The sequence below is a fragment of the Paraburkholderia fungorum genome (genome assembly GCF_900099835.1).
GTDB lineage: Bacteria > Pseudomonadota > Gammaproteobacteria > Burkholderiales > Burkholderiaceae > Paraburkholderia > Paraburkholderia fungorum_A.
Genome location: NZ_FNKP01000002.1, coordinates 633,375 through 646,930 on the forward strand (window position 1 = coordinate 633,375; position 13,556 = coordinate 646,930).

Sequence of the window (13,556 nt, forward strand, 5' to 3'; positions counted from 1 at the left end):
GCAATGCGTTACGTCGCGTCGGCGAAAATCCTTTTCACTGTGAAACGAACGACAGGGCGCGGAGCGCGTGAATGTGTGTCGGGCGTATCGAGACCACTACACCCGCATCACCTTGTCGAGCGTAACCGGCAGATCCCGCACCCTCACGCCGGTCGCGTGATACACCGCATTCGCGATCGCCGCCGACACCCCGGTAATCCCGATCTCGCCGATTCCCCGTACGCCAAGCGAGTTGATATACGGATCGGGCCGGTCGATAAACGTGATGTCCAGCGAGCCGATATCGGCATTCACCGGCACGTGATATTCCGCGAGATTCGCGTTGGTGAAGCGCCCATACCGCGTATCCACCGTGGTCTCTTCCTGCAGCGCCGCGCCGATGCCCCACACGATCCCGCCCATCAACTGACTGCGCGCCGTTTTCAGATTGAGCACGCGCCCCACGTCATACACGCCCACTACGCGCGGCACGCGTATCGTCCCGAGATCGGCGTCGACATGCACCTCGACGAACACCGCGCCGAACGAGTGAAACGAGTACTTCTGCTTTTCGTCGCCGGGCTTGACCGTGGAGTTCGCCTCGATCGGCTTGCCGCCCGAGCGCGCAATGATCGCCGCTGCCGGATCGCGCTTCGCGGGTTGCGAGCGGCTCGTGACCCAGCCGTTTTCCACGGTGATGTCGTCGAGCGCAATGCCGTATACGGGCGACGCCTGATCCGCGAGCGCCAGTGCGATCAACTGGCTGCGCGCCTGGCTCGCCGCGTCGCGCACGGCCGGCGAGACGCTCGCCGCCGATTGCGATCCGCCCGACACCGGCGCGCGCGGCAAGGTGGAATCGCCGAGCGCGAAGTGGATGTTTTCGGGCGCGAAGCCGAGCGCATCGGCGGCGACCTGGGTCATCACCGTGTACGTGCCGGTGCCGATGTCCTGCGTGCCCGAGGCCACCATCGCGGTGCCGTCCGGCAAGATCCGCGCGACCGCCGCGGCTTCGCTGCGATTGGCCGGATAGGTCGCGGTCGCCATGCCGAGCCCGATCAGCGTGTTGCCTTCGCGCATCGAACGCGGCGTGCTGGTGCGCCGCGACCAGCCGAATTTCTGCGCGCCGATCTGATAGCACTCATGCAGCGATTTGCCCGAAAACGGCTTGTTTTCCTGCGGATCGGCATCCGCATAATTTTTGATGCGCAGCGCGAGCGGGTCCATGTTCAGCGCGACGGCGAGTTCGTCCATCGCCGATTCCAGCGCGAACGAGCCGGTGGTTTCGCCGGGGGCGCGCATGAAGGTCGGCGTGCCGAGATTGAGCGGCACGATGCGATGCGTGGTCACCTGATTGGGCACGGCATACAGCATGCGCGTGACCATGCAGCAGGTCTCCGTCCAGTCCTCGATGACCGATGTATTGGAAACGCTGTCGTGACGCATCGCGGTCAGCGTGCCGTCGTGCCGCGCGGCGAGCGCGAAATGCTGCTCGGTGCGCGGCCGCGCGCCGACCGGGCCGAACATCTGCGGCCGTTCGAGCACGAGCCGCACCGGTCGTCCGGTTTGTTTCGACGCCATCGCGCACAACGACACGTGCGACCACGACGAGCCTTTGCAACCAAATCCGCCGCCGACGAACGGCGAAATCACGCGCACGTCGCCGGGCGAAACGCCGAGCGTTTTCGCGACCGCCAGCGCCGCGCTGCTGACGCCCTGGGTCGAATCGTAGAGCGTGAGTTGCGGGCCGTCCCAGATCGCCATCGTCGCGTGCGGCTCCATCGGGTTGTGATGTTCGATCGGCGTCGTGTAGGTGGCATCGACGTGCACCGGGCCGCTTTGCATGCCGTCTTCGAAGCTGCCGCGCTGCGTGTCGGTCTGACGTCCTTGCGGTTTGACGGGCGCGTGCGCGTTCGGCTTTGCCAGCGCGAAATCGACCGTTGCGGCACTCTGCTGATAGACGATCTGCAGCTGGCGCGCGGCGTCGGTTGCATGTTCGAGCGTGTCGGCGACGACCACCGCGACCGGCTCGTTGCTGTAGTGCACCTGGTTGTCCTGCAACAGCGACAGACGGCGACCGGCGGGCGGCGCGAGCGGCGGCTTGCCGCCGTTCGGCAGTCGCGGCGCGTTCTGGTAGGTCATCACGAGCAGCACGCCGGGGACGGCCTGTGCGCGGCTCGCGTCGATCGACGCAATCGTGCCGCTGGCAATCGTGCTCGTGACGAGCACCCCATGCGCGAGCCGCGCTTCGGGAAATTCGGCGGCGTAACGCGCTTCGCCGATCACTTTGAGCAGACCGTCGATACGGTCGACTGGTTGACCGATGAGATTCATGCGACACCTCCCGTGCGGCCGGCGGCCTGATTGACCGCGCGTACGATCGCGCGCTGCGCGAGCTGCACCTTGAAGCGGTTGTCGTGCTGCGGTTGCGCGTTGCTCAGCGCGGCGGCGGCGGCGTTTTTCAGCGTGGTTTGCGTGAGCGGCTGACCGTTGAGCATCTGTTCCGCCGCGCTCGCGCGCCACGGTTTGTGCGCGACGCCGCCCAACGCGATGCGCGCGGTGCGTACGCGATCGCCGTCCATCTGCAACGCAGCCGCGACCGACACCAGTGCGAATGCGTAACTGGCGCGGTCACGCACTTTCAGATAGTGCGAGTTCGCGCTGAACAGCGGCGGCGGAAGATCGACGGCAGTGATCAGTTCGCCGGGCCGCAACGTGGTGTCGACATCGGGCCGGTCGGCGGGCAGGCGGTGAAAGTCGGCGAATGCAATAGTCCGCTCGCCAGTGGGTCCGTTCACGCGGACGAGCGCGTCGAGCGCGGCTAGCGCCACGCTCATATCCGACGGATTCACCGCGATGCATTGCGGACTCGCGCCGAGAATCGCATGCGTGCGATTGTGGCCGCCGAGGGCCGCGCAACCGCTGCCGGGCACGCGCTTGTTGCACTGCGTGAAAGCGGTGTCGTAAAAGTAGCCGCAGCGCGTACGTTGCAGCAGATTGCCGCCCACGGTCGCCATATTGCGCAATTGCGACGATGCGCCCGCGAGCAACGCCTGCGACAACAGCGGATATTGCTCGCGTACCAATGCATGATTCGCAGCGTCGCTGTTACGCACCAGCGCGCCGATGCGGATGCCGCCGTCGGGCAGCGTGGAGACCGTATCGAGTCCGCTGATATGCGTGATGTCGATGAGCCGCATGGGTCGCTCGACGCCGCCTTTCATCAGATCGAGCAGGTTCGTGCCGCCGCCGATAAACACCGCGCCCGGCTGCTGCGCCGCCCGCACTGCGCTGGCGATATCGCCGGCGCGTTCGTAAGAGATCGCATCCATGCTGGTCGCTCCGTCAGGCGTTACGGTGATGGTCGAATGTGACGGCCGCGCCGCTGCTCTCGCTGCTGCCGTCGTGCACCGCGCGCACGGCGGCGACGATGTTCGCATAGGCGCCGCAGCGGCAGATGTTGCCGCTCATCCGCTCGCGGATTTCTTCGTCGGAAAGTTGGGGCGGGCGATGGCGTACGTCGGCGGTTACCGTGCTTGCCGTGCCGTTGCGAAATTCGTTCAGAAGGGCGGTCGCGGAACACAACTGCCCGGGCGTACAGTAGCCGCACTGGAACGCATCGTGTTCGATAAACGCGCGTTGCATCGGGCTCAGCGTGTTATTCGCGGCGAGCCCTTCGACTGTGGTGAGGTTCTCGCCTTCGTGCATCACCGCGAGCGTCAGACACGAGTTGATGCGGCGGCCATCGGCGAGCACCGTGCATGCGCCGCATTGTCCGCGGTCGCAGCCTTTTTTCGTGCCCATTAACCCCGCATATTCCCGCAGTGCGTCGAGCAGCGTGACGCGCGGTTCGAGTTGCAGCGTATGAGCGCGACCGTTGATAGTCAGCGTGACAGGGCGCGGCGGTACTACGGGATTAGTTTGCGCGGGCGGTGCCTGGGTCGGCGCTTGCGTTTGCGCTCGCAGATGCGGAGCCGCGCCAACGGTTGCCGCAGCGGCAGCGGACTGAAGAAAGCGGCGGCGTGAGAGTTGTGATGGTTGCGCGGGTTGTTGAGGCGTGTCGGCTGTGTCGCCGGAATCCTGACATTCGTTATGCTTGGACATGACGTTCTGTTGACTCCACTGAAAGGTCAATGCAGGCTGGCGATGCGTCGATATCCGAAGCGTCGCGTTCAAATGACTTCGGTTAGATTTCGGGACTTCCACTGTGACATAAGTAGCAAATTCAGTGCCGTTGCAGAAACAACGTTTTTAGAAACACCGTATTTTGCAAATGAGGGGGAAAGCGGGGTTGACTAGCGTGCGTACGGCTTTATCACCTCATATTTTTCAGGTACGGACAATGCTGTTGCTATCCGGATGAAGCCCGTTAAAAGGAGCGTTCATGCAGTTCGACTACAGGCATTTTCATATCGATTGCCGCGCCCGTCACGCGGACGAAGGCGTCTATTACGCGAGAGCGAAAATCACCCGGGTGCCGCAAAAGAACGAGCGCTTCCAGTCGCATGATTCGGGTGATATCGATTCCTTCCCGAACGAAGCCGATGCCATTTCATGCGCGCGATCCTGGGCGATGGAGTGGTGCGACATGGCGATAGCGGCGAAATAAGCAGCGAAGCAAGCCGCTCTCAACGAGGACAGATCGTGGCGAAACTGCGGATCGCGACTTTCAATATCAACGGTATCCGTTCGCGGTTGCCTGCGCTGCTGCAATGGCTCGAGCGCGAGGCACCGGACATTGTGTGCCTGCAGGAACTCAAAGCCGTGGACAGCGCCTTTCCCGCCGATCAATTGCGCGCTGCGGGCTACGGCGCTGTCTGGCAAGGGCAAAGCGCATGGAACGGCGTGGCGATTCTGTCGAAGGGAGACGCGCCGGTAGAAAGCCGCCGCGGCTTGCCCGGCTTCGAAGAAGACACGCATAGCCGTTATCTCGAAGCCGCGGTTGGCGGCGTGCTGATTGCGTGTCTCTATCTTCCGAATGGCAATCCGCAACCCGGTCCCAAGTTCGATTACAAACTCGCGTGGTTCGATCATTTCATCGCGCATGCGGCGAAGCTTTTCAGAAGCGGACACCCTGTGGTGCTGGCGGGCGATTTCAACGTTGTGCCCACTGACGAAGACATCTATAACCCGCGCTCATGGTTGAAGGATGCGCTGCTACAACCCGAAAGCCGCGAGCGTTATCGCAAGCTGCTCGCGCAAGGTTGGACCGACGCGCTGCGCACGCATTTCGGCGACGAACGTGTCTATACCTTCTGGGATTATTTCCGCCGCCACTGGGATACGAACTCGGGCTTGCGCATCGATCATCTTTTGCTGAGCGCCGACCTTGCGCCGCGTTTGAGCGATGCGGGCGTCGACCGGTGGGTACGTGGCGAACCGCATGCAAGCGATCACGCGCCAACGTGGATCGAGCTGGATATGAAGCCGAAAAGGGCCCCGCAGAAGAGCACGAAGACGAAAAAGGAAACTGGCCAAGAACCTGCTGCAAAAGCAGTTCAAAAGATGCCAGCACAAAAGCGGGTACGCAAAAAAAGCGTACCCGTTGGGAAATCAGCTCGGGCGACCGCTAGCAAATAGCAATTCGCCCGCCATTCAGGGCTTCAAAAAAATCAGCGACGATAATCGCGATCGCCCGCGCCACGTGACCACAGCGCCCCGGCGACAAACCCTGCAAGCGCGACCACCGCAATCGCGGTAAAGGGACTTTCCGCTGTGGTCTCACGTACGAGACTGGTCGTGCTTGCGCATAGCTGTTGCGCTTTACCGCTGAGTTCGCGCGCCTTGCCGGCCAGTTGTGTGCCGGTGTCGCCCAGCACGTCGCCTACTGCGCCCTGAACCTTGCCTGCCACTTCATTCACTGCGCCTTCCGCTGAATTGATGTCCATCGAATTTGCTCCCAATGTCATATTTACGTGCGAGCGCTCCGCAATTGCAACGTGCTCGCCTCAAGGGGTTGCGCAAGCCCCGCGTGACAACGGCGGCTTACGTCCACCAGACAGCGCGCAAGAAGCGCGCCCGCGAAAAAGAGTGACGGAATATGAAGCAGGCTTTTAAGGCGGGCGCTAATTTTTGCGCCCGCGTCGTCGACGCTAGCGTCTGCGCCGGAAGTTGATTGCGATGAACACGGCCATCAGCATTAAAAACCCGCCGAATAGCAGCGCGGAATTGACGAGAACATGCTCGACGCCAAGCGTGTCCACATTGATGAAAGGGTACGGATAAAAATCCGACAGACTTCCTCGCCAGAAAGTCACGACGAGATACGCAACCGGATAAACAAGCCACAGCAGACAATGCCGCCACCGCAAATGAAAACGCGGCACGAATAGCACCCAGTAGAGCGCGGAAAGCATCGGCAGAACGCTGTGCAGCGATTCGTTGAGTATGCGCCTGAGCGGCGTGGGCGACCAGTAACCGCGCAGCAGCAGGTTATACGCGATGCCGACAAAAACCATATACACGACAACTGCGGTGACGACGGTCGGTTGCCGGAAGAACCGCACGACAGGAGACTTGTGTCCACGCCAGGCCACGCAGGCGAAGCACACGGCGCAGGCGAGCACGGTCAGATTGGTGAGGTAACTGCTCATGCGCGCCAGTCCGTCGAACACGGTCAGCCCGCGCGCGAGGGTGCGGTCGATCGTGAGATTGGCTTGTGCAACGAGCGCGACCCATGCAATGACGGCGATGACGGACGCCAACGTCACCGACGACACACTGGGCGTATGCAACGGAAGCTCAGGCTCCCGTTGTTGGGGCGGGGTAGGGTGCATGCGAACGATTCTAACCACACGTCCCGCGTTTTGCAGTGCGTGTTAAAAAATCGCCCGCTACGTTGCCTGCTGTCATGCAGGCATGCGAAGTCGCGTTACGGCGTGCCGTGCGAACCGGTCACCGGCTGCAAATGTTCGACTACGGCGGGAATCGCCGCACTCGCGGGCGACGCTTCGTCGATCGTGGTCCGTCCGCCGTCGTGGAAAAACGCCTGTTCTGCAGCCTTATTCAGAATCAGAATGCTGATCCGCCGATTCACCGGCTGATCGACCACGTTCTTGTCGAGTGGTAAAACGTCCGCCAGTCCGCGTACCTGAAGTAGTTTTTCATCGTGCATGCCGCCTTCCACCAGTGCGCGGCGCGCAGCGTTTGCGCGTTCCGACGACAACTCCCAGTTCGAATAGCCGTCAGGGCCGGCGGTGTACGGCACCGCGTCGGTATGACCGGCAATCGAAATGCGATTGTCGACATCATTCAGCGCCGCGCCGATCTGCGTGAGGATCGTCACCGCGTACGGTTGCAGTTTCGAGCTGCCCGAAGCGAACATCGGGCGGTTCTGCGAGTCGACGATCTCGATACGCAAGCCTTCATTGGTGATCGAAATGCGGATCTGATCCTTGAACGCCTTCAGTGCGGGAGTCTGTTCGATCAGCGTTGAGAGCTTCGCCTTCAATTGCTCCAGGCGGGCGGTGTCCGCCGGGGACACGGTTGGCGCGGCAGCGTCAGGGGCACGAGCGGGCGGCGTCGGCTCGGTCTGACTCTTCTTGCCGACCCCGGGCCGCGAGTCGGAGATGTCGCGCCCGCCGCCCTGTACCACGCTAGGCCGCGCGGCGGCCGTGCCCTCATTGCCGCCGAGCAGGCTCGACAAAGGCGTGTTGAAGTAGTCTTCGATGCCCTGCTTCTCGTACTTCGACGTGGAGCCGAGCAACCACATCAGCAGGAAGAACGCCATCATTGCGGTGACGAAGTCGGCGTACGCGATTTTCCATGCGCCGCCGTGATGTGCGCCATGGTCGCCGCCCTTTTTCGAGCGGCGCACGATCACCGGCGCGGGCGCGGTGTCGGCTTGATCCGACCCGCGCGATCTTCTTTCGCTCATCGTGCTGCTCCCGTATCCGTGATCAGGCCGACTTCGGCATCTTGGTGGCGCGCACGGCGTCGTCGAGTTCCTGGAAGCTCGGTCGGTCAGCGGTGAACAGCACCTTGCGGCCGAATTCGACGGCGATCGGCGGCGCGTAACCCGACAGCGACGCGAGCAATACTGCCTTCACGCACTGAAACGGCTTGGCTTCAGCGCGGCCCTTGGCAGTCAGAAGATCCGCGACGGGGCCGATAAAACCATACGCAAGCAGAATGCCGAGGAAGGTGCCGACCAGCGCCCCGGCGATCATTTCGCCGAGCACGGCGGGCGGAGCGCCGACCGAACCCATTGTATGAACCACGCCCATCACGGCAGCGACAATGCCGAAAGCGGGCAGGCCGTCGGCCATTTTCTGAATCGCGTTGGCCGCGACCGACGACTCCGCGTGATGCGTTGCCAGTTCCTCGTCCATCAGATCCTGCACTTCGAGCACGTTCACGTTGCCGCCGGACATCATCCGCAAATAGTCGACGATGAAATCGAGCAGATGATGATCGTGCAGCACGTGCGAGTACTTCTGGAAAATCACGCTTTCTTCGGGCGCGCCCACATCCGCTTCGAGCGACATCATCCCTTCCTTGCGCGCCTTCTGAAGCAGTTCATAAAGCAGCGCGATCAGTTCGAGATACTTTTCTTTCGTGTAGCCGCCGCCCTTGAAACAGGAAGGAATTGCCTTGAGGGTTTTCTTCAGCGTGGAAGTCGGATTGCTCACGACGAACGCCCCAATTGCCGCGCCGAAAATACACAGCAATTCAAACGGCTGAATGAGTGCCGGCAGATGCCCACCCACGCCGACAAAACTGCCGATGACAGAAGCGATAACCACGACCCAGCCGATTGCGACAAACATACACTCTCCCTGACCTTGCGCGACGCGGGTTCAATCAGAACAGGCCCTATTCCGGGGCCTTTTTCATGCGTCTTAAAGTTTTCTATACATGGGTAACGGCTGGAATCGCCGCGGCTGAAGTGCAGGGCGACGGGAAAAAAGAAAAATTCACCGAATAGTTAGTTTTGACCGGTCGTGATCCGGTAATTTTGTCCGTTTAGCAATCCGATTGATCGGTGGGCGAGAGGCGGCGGCCGGATAGCAGTCAGGGCCGCAACATTTTTACCGATCGTCTGCCGAGCCGTTATGATCGCGTTTCGCAGGTACTGTTCAGATGTTTTCGCTTTTGTCGCGCCAGTAGAAGCAGTCGCTGGAATCGCCAGTCAAGACTTGCCTGAAACGGAGAGAGCATGAAAGCCAGCACCATCGCCGAACGCGAAGCGCGTGGCCGCGCAGCACGCGAACATTCGAAACGGTCCAGTCATCGCGCGGTCGGCGAACTGGACCGCAATCCGATCGAGCTTCTCAGGCAAAGCAGCGAAGGCCGCATCGAGAATCTGGTGCCGTTGCGCTACGGACGCATGGCCGCTTCGCCTTTCACGTTTTTTCGCGGCACCGCGATCCTGCAGGCTCACGATCTCAGCAAGATTCACCACACCGGCCTGACCATGCCCATTTGCGGCGACGGCCATCTGATGAACTTCGGTGGTTTCGCCACACCCGAACGGCAACTCATATTCGATCTGAATGACTTCGACGAAGTGTCGATCGGGCCATTCGAATGGGATCTGAAGCGACTCACCGCGAGTCTCGTGGTGGCCGCGCGCCATATGCGCCTGAGCCGGGGCACCGCTGACAGTCTGGTGATGACGGCAGTCGGCGAATATCGCGACCGGATGGCGCAGTACGCGCAATGCGGAGCGCTCGAACTCTGGTACGACCGCATCACGTTCGACCGGATGGCCGAAACGGCGCTGACACCCGAACGCCGGCGCACCGTGCGGCGCGGCATGGAAAAAGCCGCGAGCCGGACCCACGAAAACCTGCTCGAAAAAATGGCCGTGCATGACGGCGATCACTGGACGATCCGCGATGCGCCGCCCGCGCTGTTTCATGTGCTTGGCACAAACACGCTATTCACGCAGGAAGAAGCCGAGCCGTTCAAGGTCGGCAACTCGCGCAAGATGCTCGAACGCATGTGGGGCGAGTATCTGAAGACGATGTCGCATGACCGCCGCGAACTGCTCGATCATTTCACCGTGCAGGATATGGTGTTCAAGGTGGTGGGCGTGGGTAGCGTGGGCACGCGTTGCATGGTGGTGCTGCTGGTCGATCACATGAACAAGCCGCTGTTTCTGCAAATGAAGGAAGCGCGGCCTTCGGTGATCGGGCAGTTTTTTCCATCGACGGGCGTCAAACACGAGGGTGAGCGCGTCGTGCAGGGGCAGCGCATGTTGCAGGCGGCTAGCGATATTTTTCTCGGCTGGGCCACGGGGCCGCTTGGGCGGCAGTTCTATTTCCGGCAACTGCGCGACATGAAACTGTCGGCGAATATCGAGCTGTTCGACAACGATCTGCTCGACGGTTATGCGCGACTGTGCGGCTGGATCATGGCGCGCGCGCATGCGAAGGCGAGCGGCCAGGCGATCGAAGTCAGCGCGTATATCGGCCGGGGCGACCAGTTTGCCGAGTCGCTGACGGGCTATGCGGCGGCCTACGCGGATCAGGTCGAGCGCGACTATGACGTGTTCCTCAAAGCGTGTCGCAGCGGTGAGTTGTCAGCGCGTACGGACGAGGACATGGCGGCGGATTTCCGCGTCTAGCCGCGGGCGAAAACATCGTGCATGCGTCCCGGCTCATGAAGCCGGATGAAACGAAAGCGCATTGAAAGATGCGTAGCCAGCAACGGCCATCCGCGACATTTGTGATGGACGACCCGCTGTTGTAATGTGCTGGGTCAACGGTGAGGTGCGAACCGCGACCCGAAAGATTCGGAAGGCTCGTCAGGATCGCGCGCAGCCATTTACGCAAAACCACGGAGATACGTTGTGACGGCAACAGGAATCAAGAAGGTGGCACTGGTAACGGGTGCGGGCAGCGGGATTGGCCGCGCGTGCGCGCTGAAGATGCTGGAACACGGTTACAGCGTCGTGCTGGCCGGGCGTCGCCAGGCGCCGCTCGACGCGGTGGTCGACGAGGCGCAGCACCTTGGTGGCGACGCGCTGGCCGTCGCGTGCGACGTGACCGACGCCGACAGCGTCGCGGCGCTGTTCAACACGATCCGCGAACGACGCGGCCGGCTCGACGTGCTGTTCAACAACGCGGGCCGGGGCAATTCACCGGTCGATATCGACGAACTCTCCATCGACGAATGGCGCTCGGTGGTCGACACCAATCTCACCGGCGTGTTCCTGTGCACGCGCGAGGCGTTCGGCCTGATGAAAACGCAGAGTCCGCGAGGCGGCCGGATCATTAACAACGGCTCGATTTCGGCGCACGCACCGCGCCCGAACAGCATCGCCTATACGGCGACCAAACACGCGATTACCGGCCTCACCAAATCGGTATCGCTCGACGGCCGCAAGTACGACATCGTGTGCGGGCAGATCGACATCGGCAATGCGGAAACGGAAATGGCCGCGCGGATGGCGCGCGGCGTGCCGCAAGCCAACGGCGAAATCGCGATCGAGCCGCTGATGGACGTACAGCACGTCGCCGACGCCGTGTTGCATATGGCGGAGTTGCCGTTGTCGGCGAACGTGCAGTTCATGACGATCATGGCGACCAAGATGCCGTTTGTCGGGCGGGGCTGACCAGCGCGAAGCTGAGGCGGTGGTGCGGTGCGGCTCGGTGAGCGGCCGAAGCGCTCGAACGGACCCAGAGCGCCCCGCCCGGGATCAACTTATACTGGGCGCTTCCCGCCTTTACGGAACGCGTTTTCGCCGTGCCCCAAGCCATATCTGTCGACGACCCGCAACCGCAGCCGCCCGTGCCGCCCGAGCTTGAAGACTGTTGTCATAGCGGCTGCAGTCCGTGTATTTTCGATCTCTACGACGATGCGCTCGAACGCTATCGGGCCGCTCTCGCCGAATGGAAAAAGCGGCAGGAGCTATGAGTGTGCGAGAGCCTGCCGCCCGCGCGTTCTCCGCGTGCGCGTCGCTGACGCGCTTCCGTTCAGGCTGCCGCCATCCACCGTGCCCGTTATGACCGACCTTGCCCCCGCGCCCGTTGCGCCGCTTAGCGAACCGCTGATCGAATCGCACACGCTCGACGATCTGCACAGCTTCGTGCAGCGCTATCCGCGCCTGTTCGTGCTGACCGGCGCGGGCATCAGCACCGACTCCGGCATCCCCGGTTATCGCGACGACAACGGCGCATGGAAGCGCTCGCCGCCTATCACGTTGCAGGAGTTTCTCGGCACGCAGACGATGCGTCAGCGCTACTGGGCGCGCAGCATGGTCGGCTGGCCGGTCGTCGCGCAGGCGCAGCCCAATGCCGCGCATACCGCGTTGGCCCGGCTCGAAACCGCCGGTCATGTGCCGACGCTGGTGACGCAAAACGTCGACGGTCTGCATCAACGCGCGGGCAGCCGCGAGGTGATCGAACTGCATGGCGGCATCAACGGCGTCACGTGCCTGGACTGTGGGATGCAGCATGCGCGCGCGTCGATCCAGCAGACGCTGGAAGCGGACAATCCCGCGCTGCTGAACGTCACCGCCGAAACCGCCGCCGACGGCGACGCCCATCTCGAATGGCACGACCTCGGCGGATTCCGCATTCCCCGCTGCCCGAATTGCAACGGCCTGCTGAAGCCGTCGGTGGTGTTTTTCGGCGAAAGCGTGCCGAAGGAACGGGTCGACGCGGCGTCGCACGCGCTCGAATCGGCGGATGCGATGCTGGTGGTCGGCTCGTCGCTGATGGTCTATTCCGGCTACCGTTTTTGCGTGTGGGCGCAGAAGCAGGGCAAGCCGGTCGTCGCGATCAATCTGGGACGTACGCGCGCCGATCCGCTGCTGTCGCTGAAGATCACGGCGCCGTGCGCGGACACGCTGACCGCGCTGGCTGGCCGCCTGGCGCTGGATTGACCGGCCCGCGGGCGATGGTGTGCATCAACCGTAGCCGACATATCCGCCTCGTTCGAGCCGCAGCGGTATAGCGCTGCGAGTGCGCCTGAGCGCAATGCCATGTTTCCGTATTCAGACAACAGCCGAAGGAGCGCCGATGTTGACGACGATCGAACAGCTCGAAGCCCTCTACGATCAGCCGCACGAACGCGCGCTGGCGAAAGAGATCGACTACGTCAACGACGACTATCGCGCGTTCATCGACGTTGCGCCGTTTGCGGTGCTCGCCACCGCAGGCCCGGACGGTCTCGACTGTTCGCCGCGTGGCGATGCGCCGGGTTTCGTCCGCGTGGTCGACAGACGGACGCTCGCGTTGCCGGATCGCCCCGGCAACAACCGGCTCGACAGTCTGCGCAATATCATCGTCGAACCACGGCTCGCGCTGCTGTTCATCATCCCCGGAATTGGCGAAAGTTTGCGGGTGAACGGCCGTGGCCGGATTACGAATGAGCCTGAATGGCTGGACAGTTTCGCCGTCGAAGGTAAACTGCCGCGCACCGTGCTGCTGATCGACGTCGATTCTGTGTACTTTCACTGCTCGAAAGCGCTGGTTCGCTCGAAGCTGTGGGACCCGGCGCGGCATATCGAGCGGTCGCGGCTGCCGAGCGCGGGTGAGATTCACCGGCACATCAACGGCGCGCATTTCGATGCCGCGACCTACGACCGCGAACTCGCGGAACGCGTACGCACGGCCCTGTACTGACATAAA

The 13,556-nt window shown here is 62.4% G+C and carries 14 protein-coding genes; 7 read left to right on the forward strand and 7 right to left on the reverse strand.

Going from position 1 to position 13,556, the window contains the following annotated elements:
- Positions 1 to 96: 96 nt before the first annotated feature.
- From BLS41_RS18865 to BLS41_RS18875, 3 genes are read right to left on the reverse strand one after another with little or no spacing between them, the layout of a single operon-like run.
- Complete coding sequence (locus tag BLS41_RS18865; protein WP_074767559.1) at positions 97 to 2,310, reverse strand: xanthine dehydrogenase family protein molybdopterin-binding subunit; 2,214 nt, start codon at positions 2,308 to 2,310, stop codon at positions 97 to 99.
- Positions 2,307 to 3,308 (reverse strand): FAD binding domain-containing protein, encoded by a 1,002-nt coding sequence (locus tag BLS41_RS18870; RefSeq protein ID WP_074767561.1) that lies wholly within the window; start codon positions 3,306 to 3,308, stop codon positions 2,307 to 2,309. The genes BLS41_RS18865 and BLS41_RS18870 overlap by 4 nt, the downstream gene beginning before the upstream one ends.
- 13 nt (positions 3,309 to 3,321) lie before the next feature.
- A complete protein-coding gene (locus tag BLS41_RS18875; protein WP_074767563.1) occupies positions 3,322 to 4,080 on the reverse strand; it encodes a 2Fe-2S iron-sulfur cluster-binding protein in 759 nt (252 codons plus the stop codon).
- Positions 4,081 to 4,360: 280 nt separating this feature from the next.
- On the opposite strand from BLS41_RS18875, the gene BLS41_RS18880 reads away from it, so the two are divergent.
- Complete coding sequence (locus BLS41_RS18880) at positions 4,361 to 4,585, forward strand: hypothetical protein (protein ID WP_074767565.1); 225 nt, start codon at positions 4,361 to 4,363, stop codon at positions 4,583 to 4,585.
- A 35-nt stretch (positions 4,586 to 4,620) separates the two neighbouring features.
- Positions 4,621 to 5,556 carry an exodeoxyribonuclease III gene (locus BLS41_RS18885; protein WP_083380024.1) on the forward strand — a complete coding sequence of 312 codons (936 nt, stop codon included), beginning with the start codon at positions 4,621 to 4,623 and terminating at the stop codon, positions 5,554 to 5,556.
- A 32-nt stretch (positions 5,557 to 5,588) separates the two neighbouring features.
- Here the strand turns inward: BLS41_RS18885 and BLS41_RS18890 are convergent, their stop codons facing one another.
- The 4 genes from BLS41_RS18890 to motA all read right to left on the reverse strand — a co-directional run bounded on the left by BLS41_RS18890 (position 5,589) and on the right by motA (position 8,744).
- Positions 5,589 to 5,864, reverse strand: coding sequence for a CsbD family protein (locus BLS41_RS18890; RefSeq protein WP_074767567.1), 276 nt, complete (start codon positions 5,862 to 5,864; stop codon positions 5,589 to 5,591).
- Between the two features lie 204 nt (positions 5,865 to 6,068).
- Positions 6,069 to 6,752: a Pr6Pr family membrane protein gene (locus BLS41_RS18895; RefSeq protein WP_074767569.1), complete on the reverse strand. Its 684-nt coding sequence runs from the start codon at positions 6,750 to 6,752 to the stop codon at positions 6,069 to 6,071.
- Between the two features lie 95 nt (positions 6,753 to 6,847).
- On the reverse strand, positions 6,848 to 7,852 hold the full coding sequence (gene motB, locus BLS41_RS18900; RefSeq protein ID WP_074767571.1) for a flagellar motor protein MotB: 1,005 nt from the start codon (positions 7,850 to 7,852) through the stop codon (positions 6,848 to 6,850).
- 22 nt (positions 7,853 to 7,874) lie between these two features.
- Positions 7,875 to 8,744, reverse strand: a complete 870-nt coding sequence (gene motA / locus BLS41_RS18905; protein WP_074767573.1) for a flagellar motor stator protein MotA — start codon at positions 8,742 to 8,744, stop codon at positions 7,875 to 7,877.
- Positions 8,745 to 9,133: 389 nt separating this feature from the next.
- Here motA and BLS41_RS18910 point away from each other — a divergent pair, with 389 nt between their 5' ends.
- The 5 genes from BLS41_RS18910 to BLS41_RS18930 all read left to right on the forward strand — a co-directional run bounded on the left by BLS41_RS18910 (position 9,134) and on the right by BLS41_RS18930 (position 13,550).
- On the forward strand, positions 9,134 to 10,546 hold the full coding sequence (locus BLS41_RS18910) for a DUF2252 domain-containing protein (RefSeq protein ID WP_074767575.1): 1,413 nt from the start codon (positions 9,134 to 9,136) through the stop codon (positions 10,544 to 10,546).
- 225 nt (positions 10,547 to 10,771) lie between these two features.
- Positions 10,772 to 11,536 carry an SDR family oxidoreductase gene (locus BLS41_RS18915; protein ID WP_074767577.1) on the forward strand — a complete coding sequence of 255 codons (765 nt, stop codon included), beginning with the start codon at positions 10,772 to 10,774 and terminating at the stop codon, positions 11,534 to 11,536.
- 131 nt (positions 11,537 to 11,667) lie between these two features.
- Entirely contained in the window at positions 11,668 to 11,838 is a 171-nt protein-coding gene (locus BLS41_RS18920; protein WP_074767579.1) for an oxidoreductase-like domain-containing protein, read from the forward strand.
- A gap of 88 nt (positions 11,839 to 11,926) precedes the next feature.
- Complete coding sequence (locus BLS41_RS18925; RefSeq protein ID WP_074771045.1) at positions 11,927 to 12,808, forward strand: NAD-dependent protein deacetylase; 882 nt, start codon at positions 11,927 to 11,929, stop codon at positions 12,806 to 12,808.
- Positions 12,809 to 12,944: 136 nt separating this feature from the next.
- Positions 12,945 to 13,550, forward strand: a complete 606-nt coding sequence (locus BLS41_RS18930) for a pyridoxamine 5'-phosphate oxidase family protein (RefSeq protein ID WP_074767581.1) — start codon at positions 12,945 to 12,947, stop codon at positions 13,548 to 13,550.
- Positions 13,551 to 13,556: the final 6 nt, after the last annotated feature.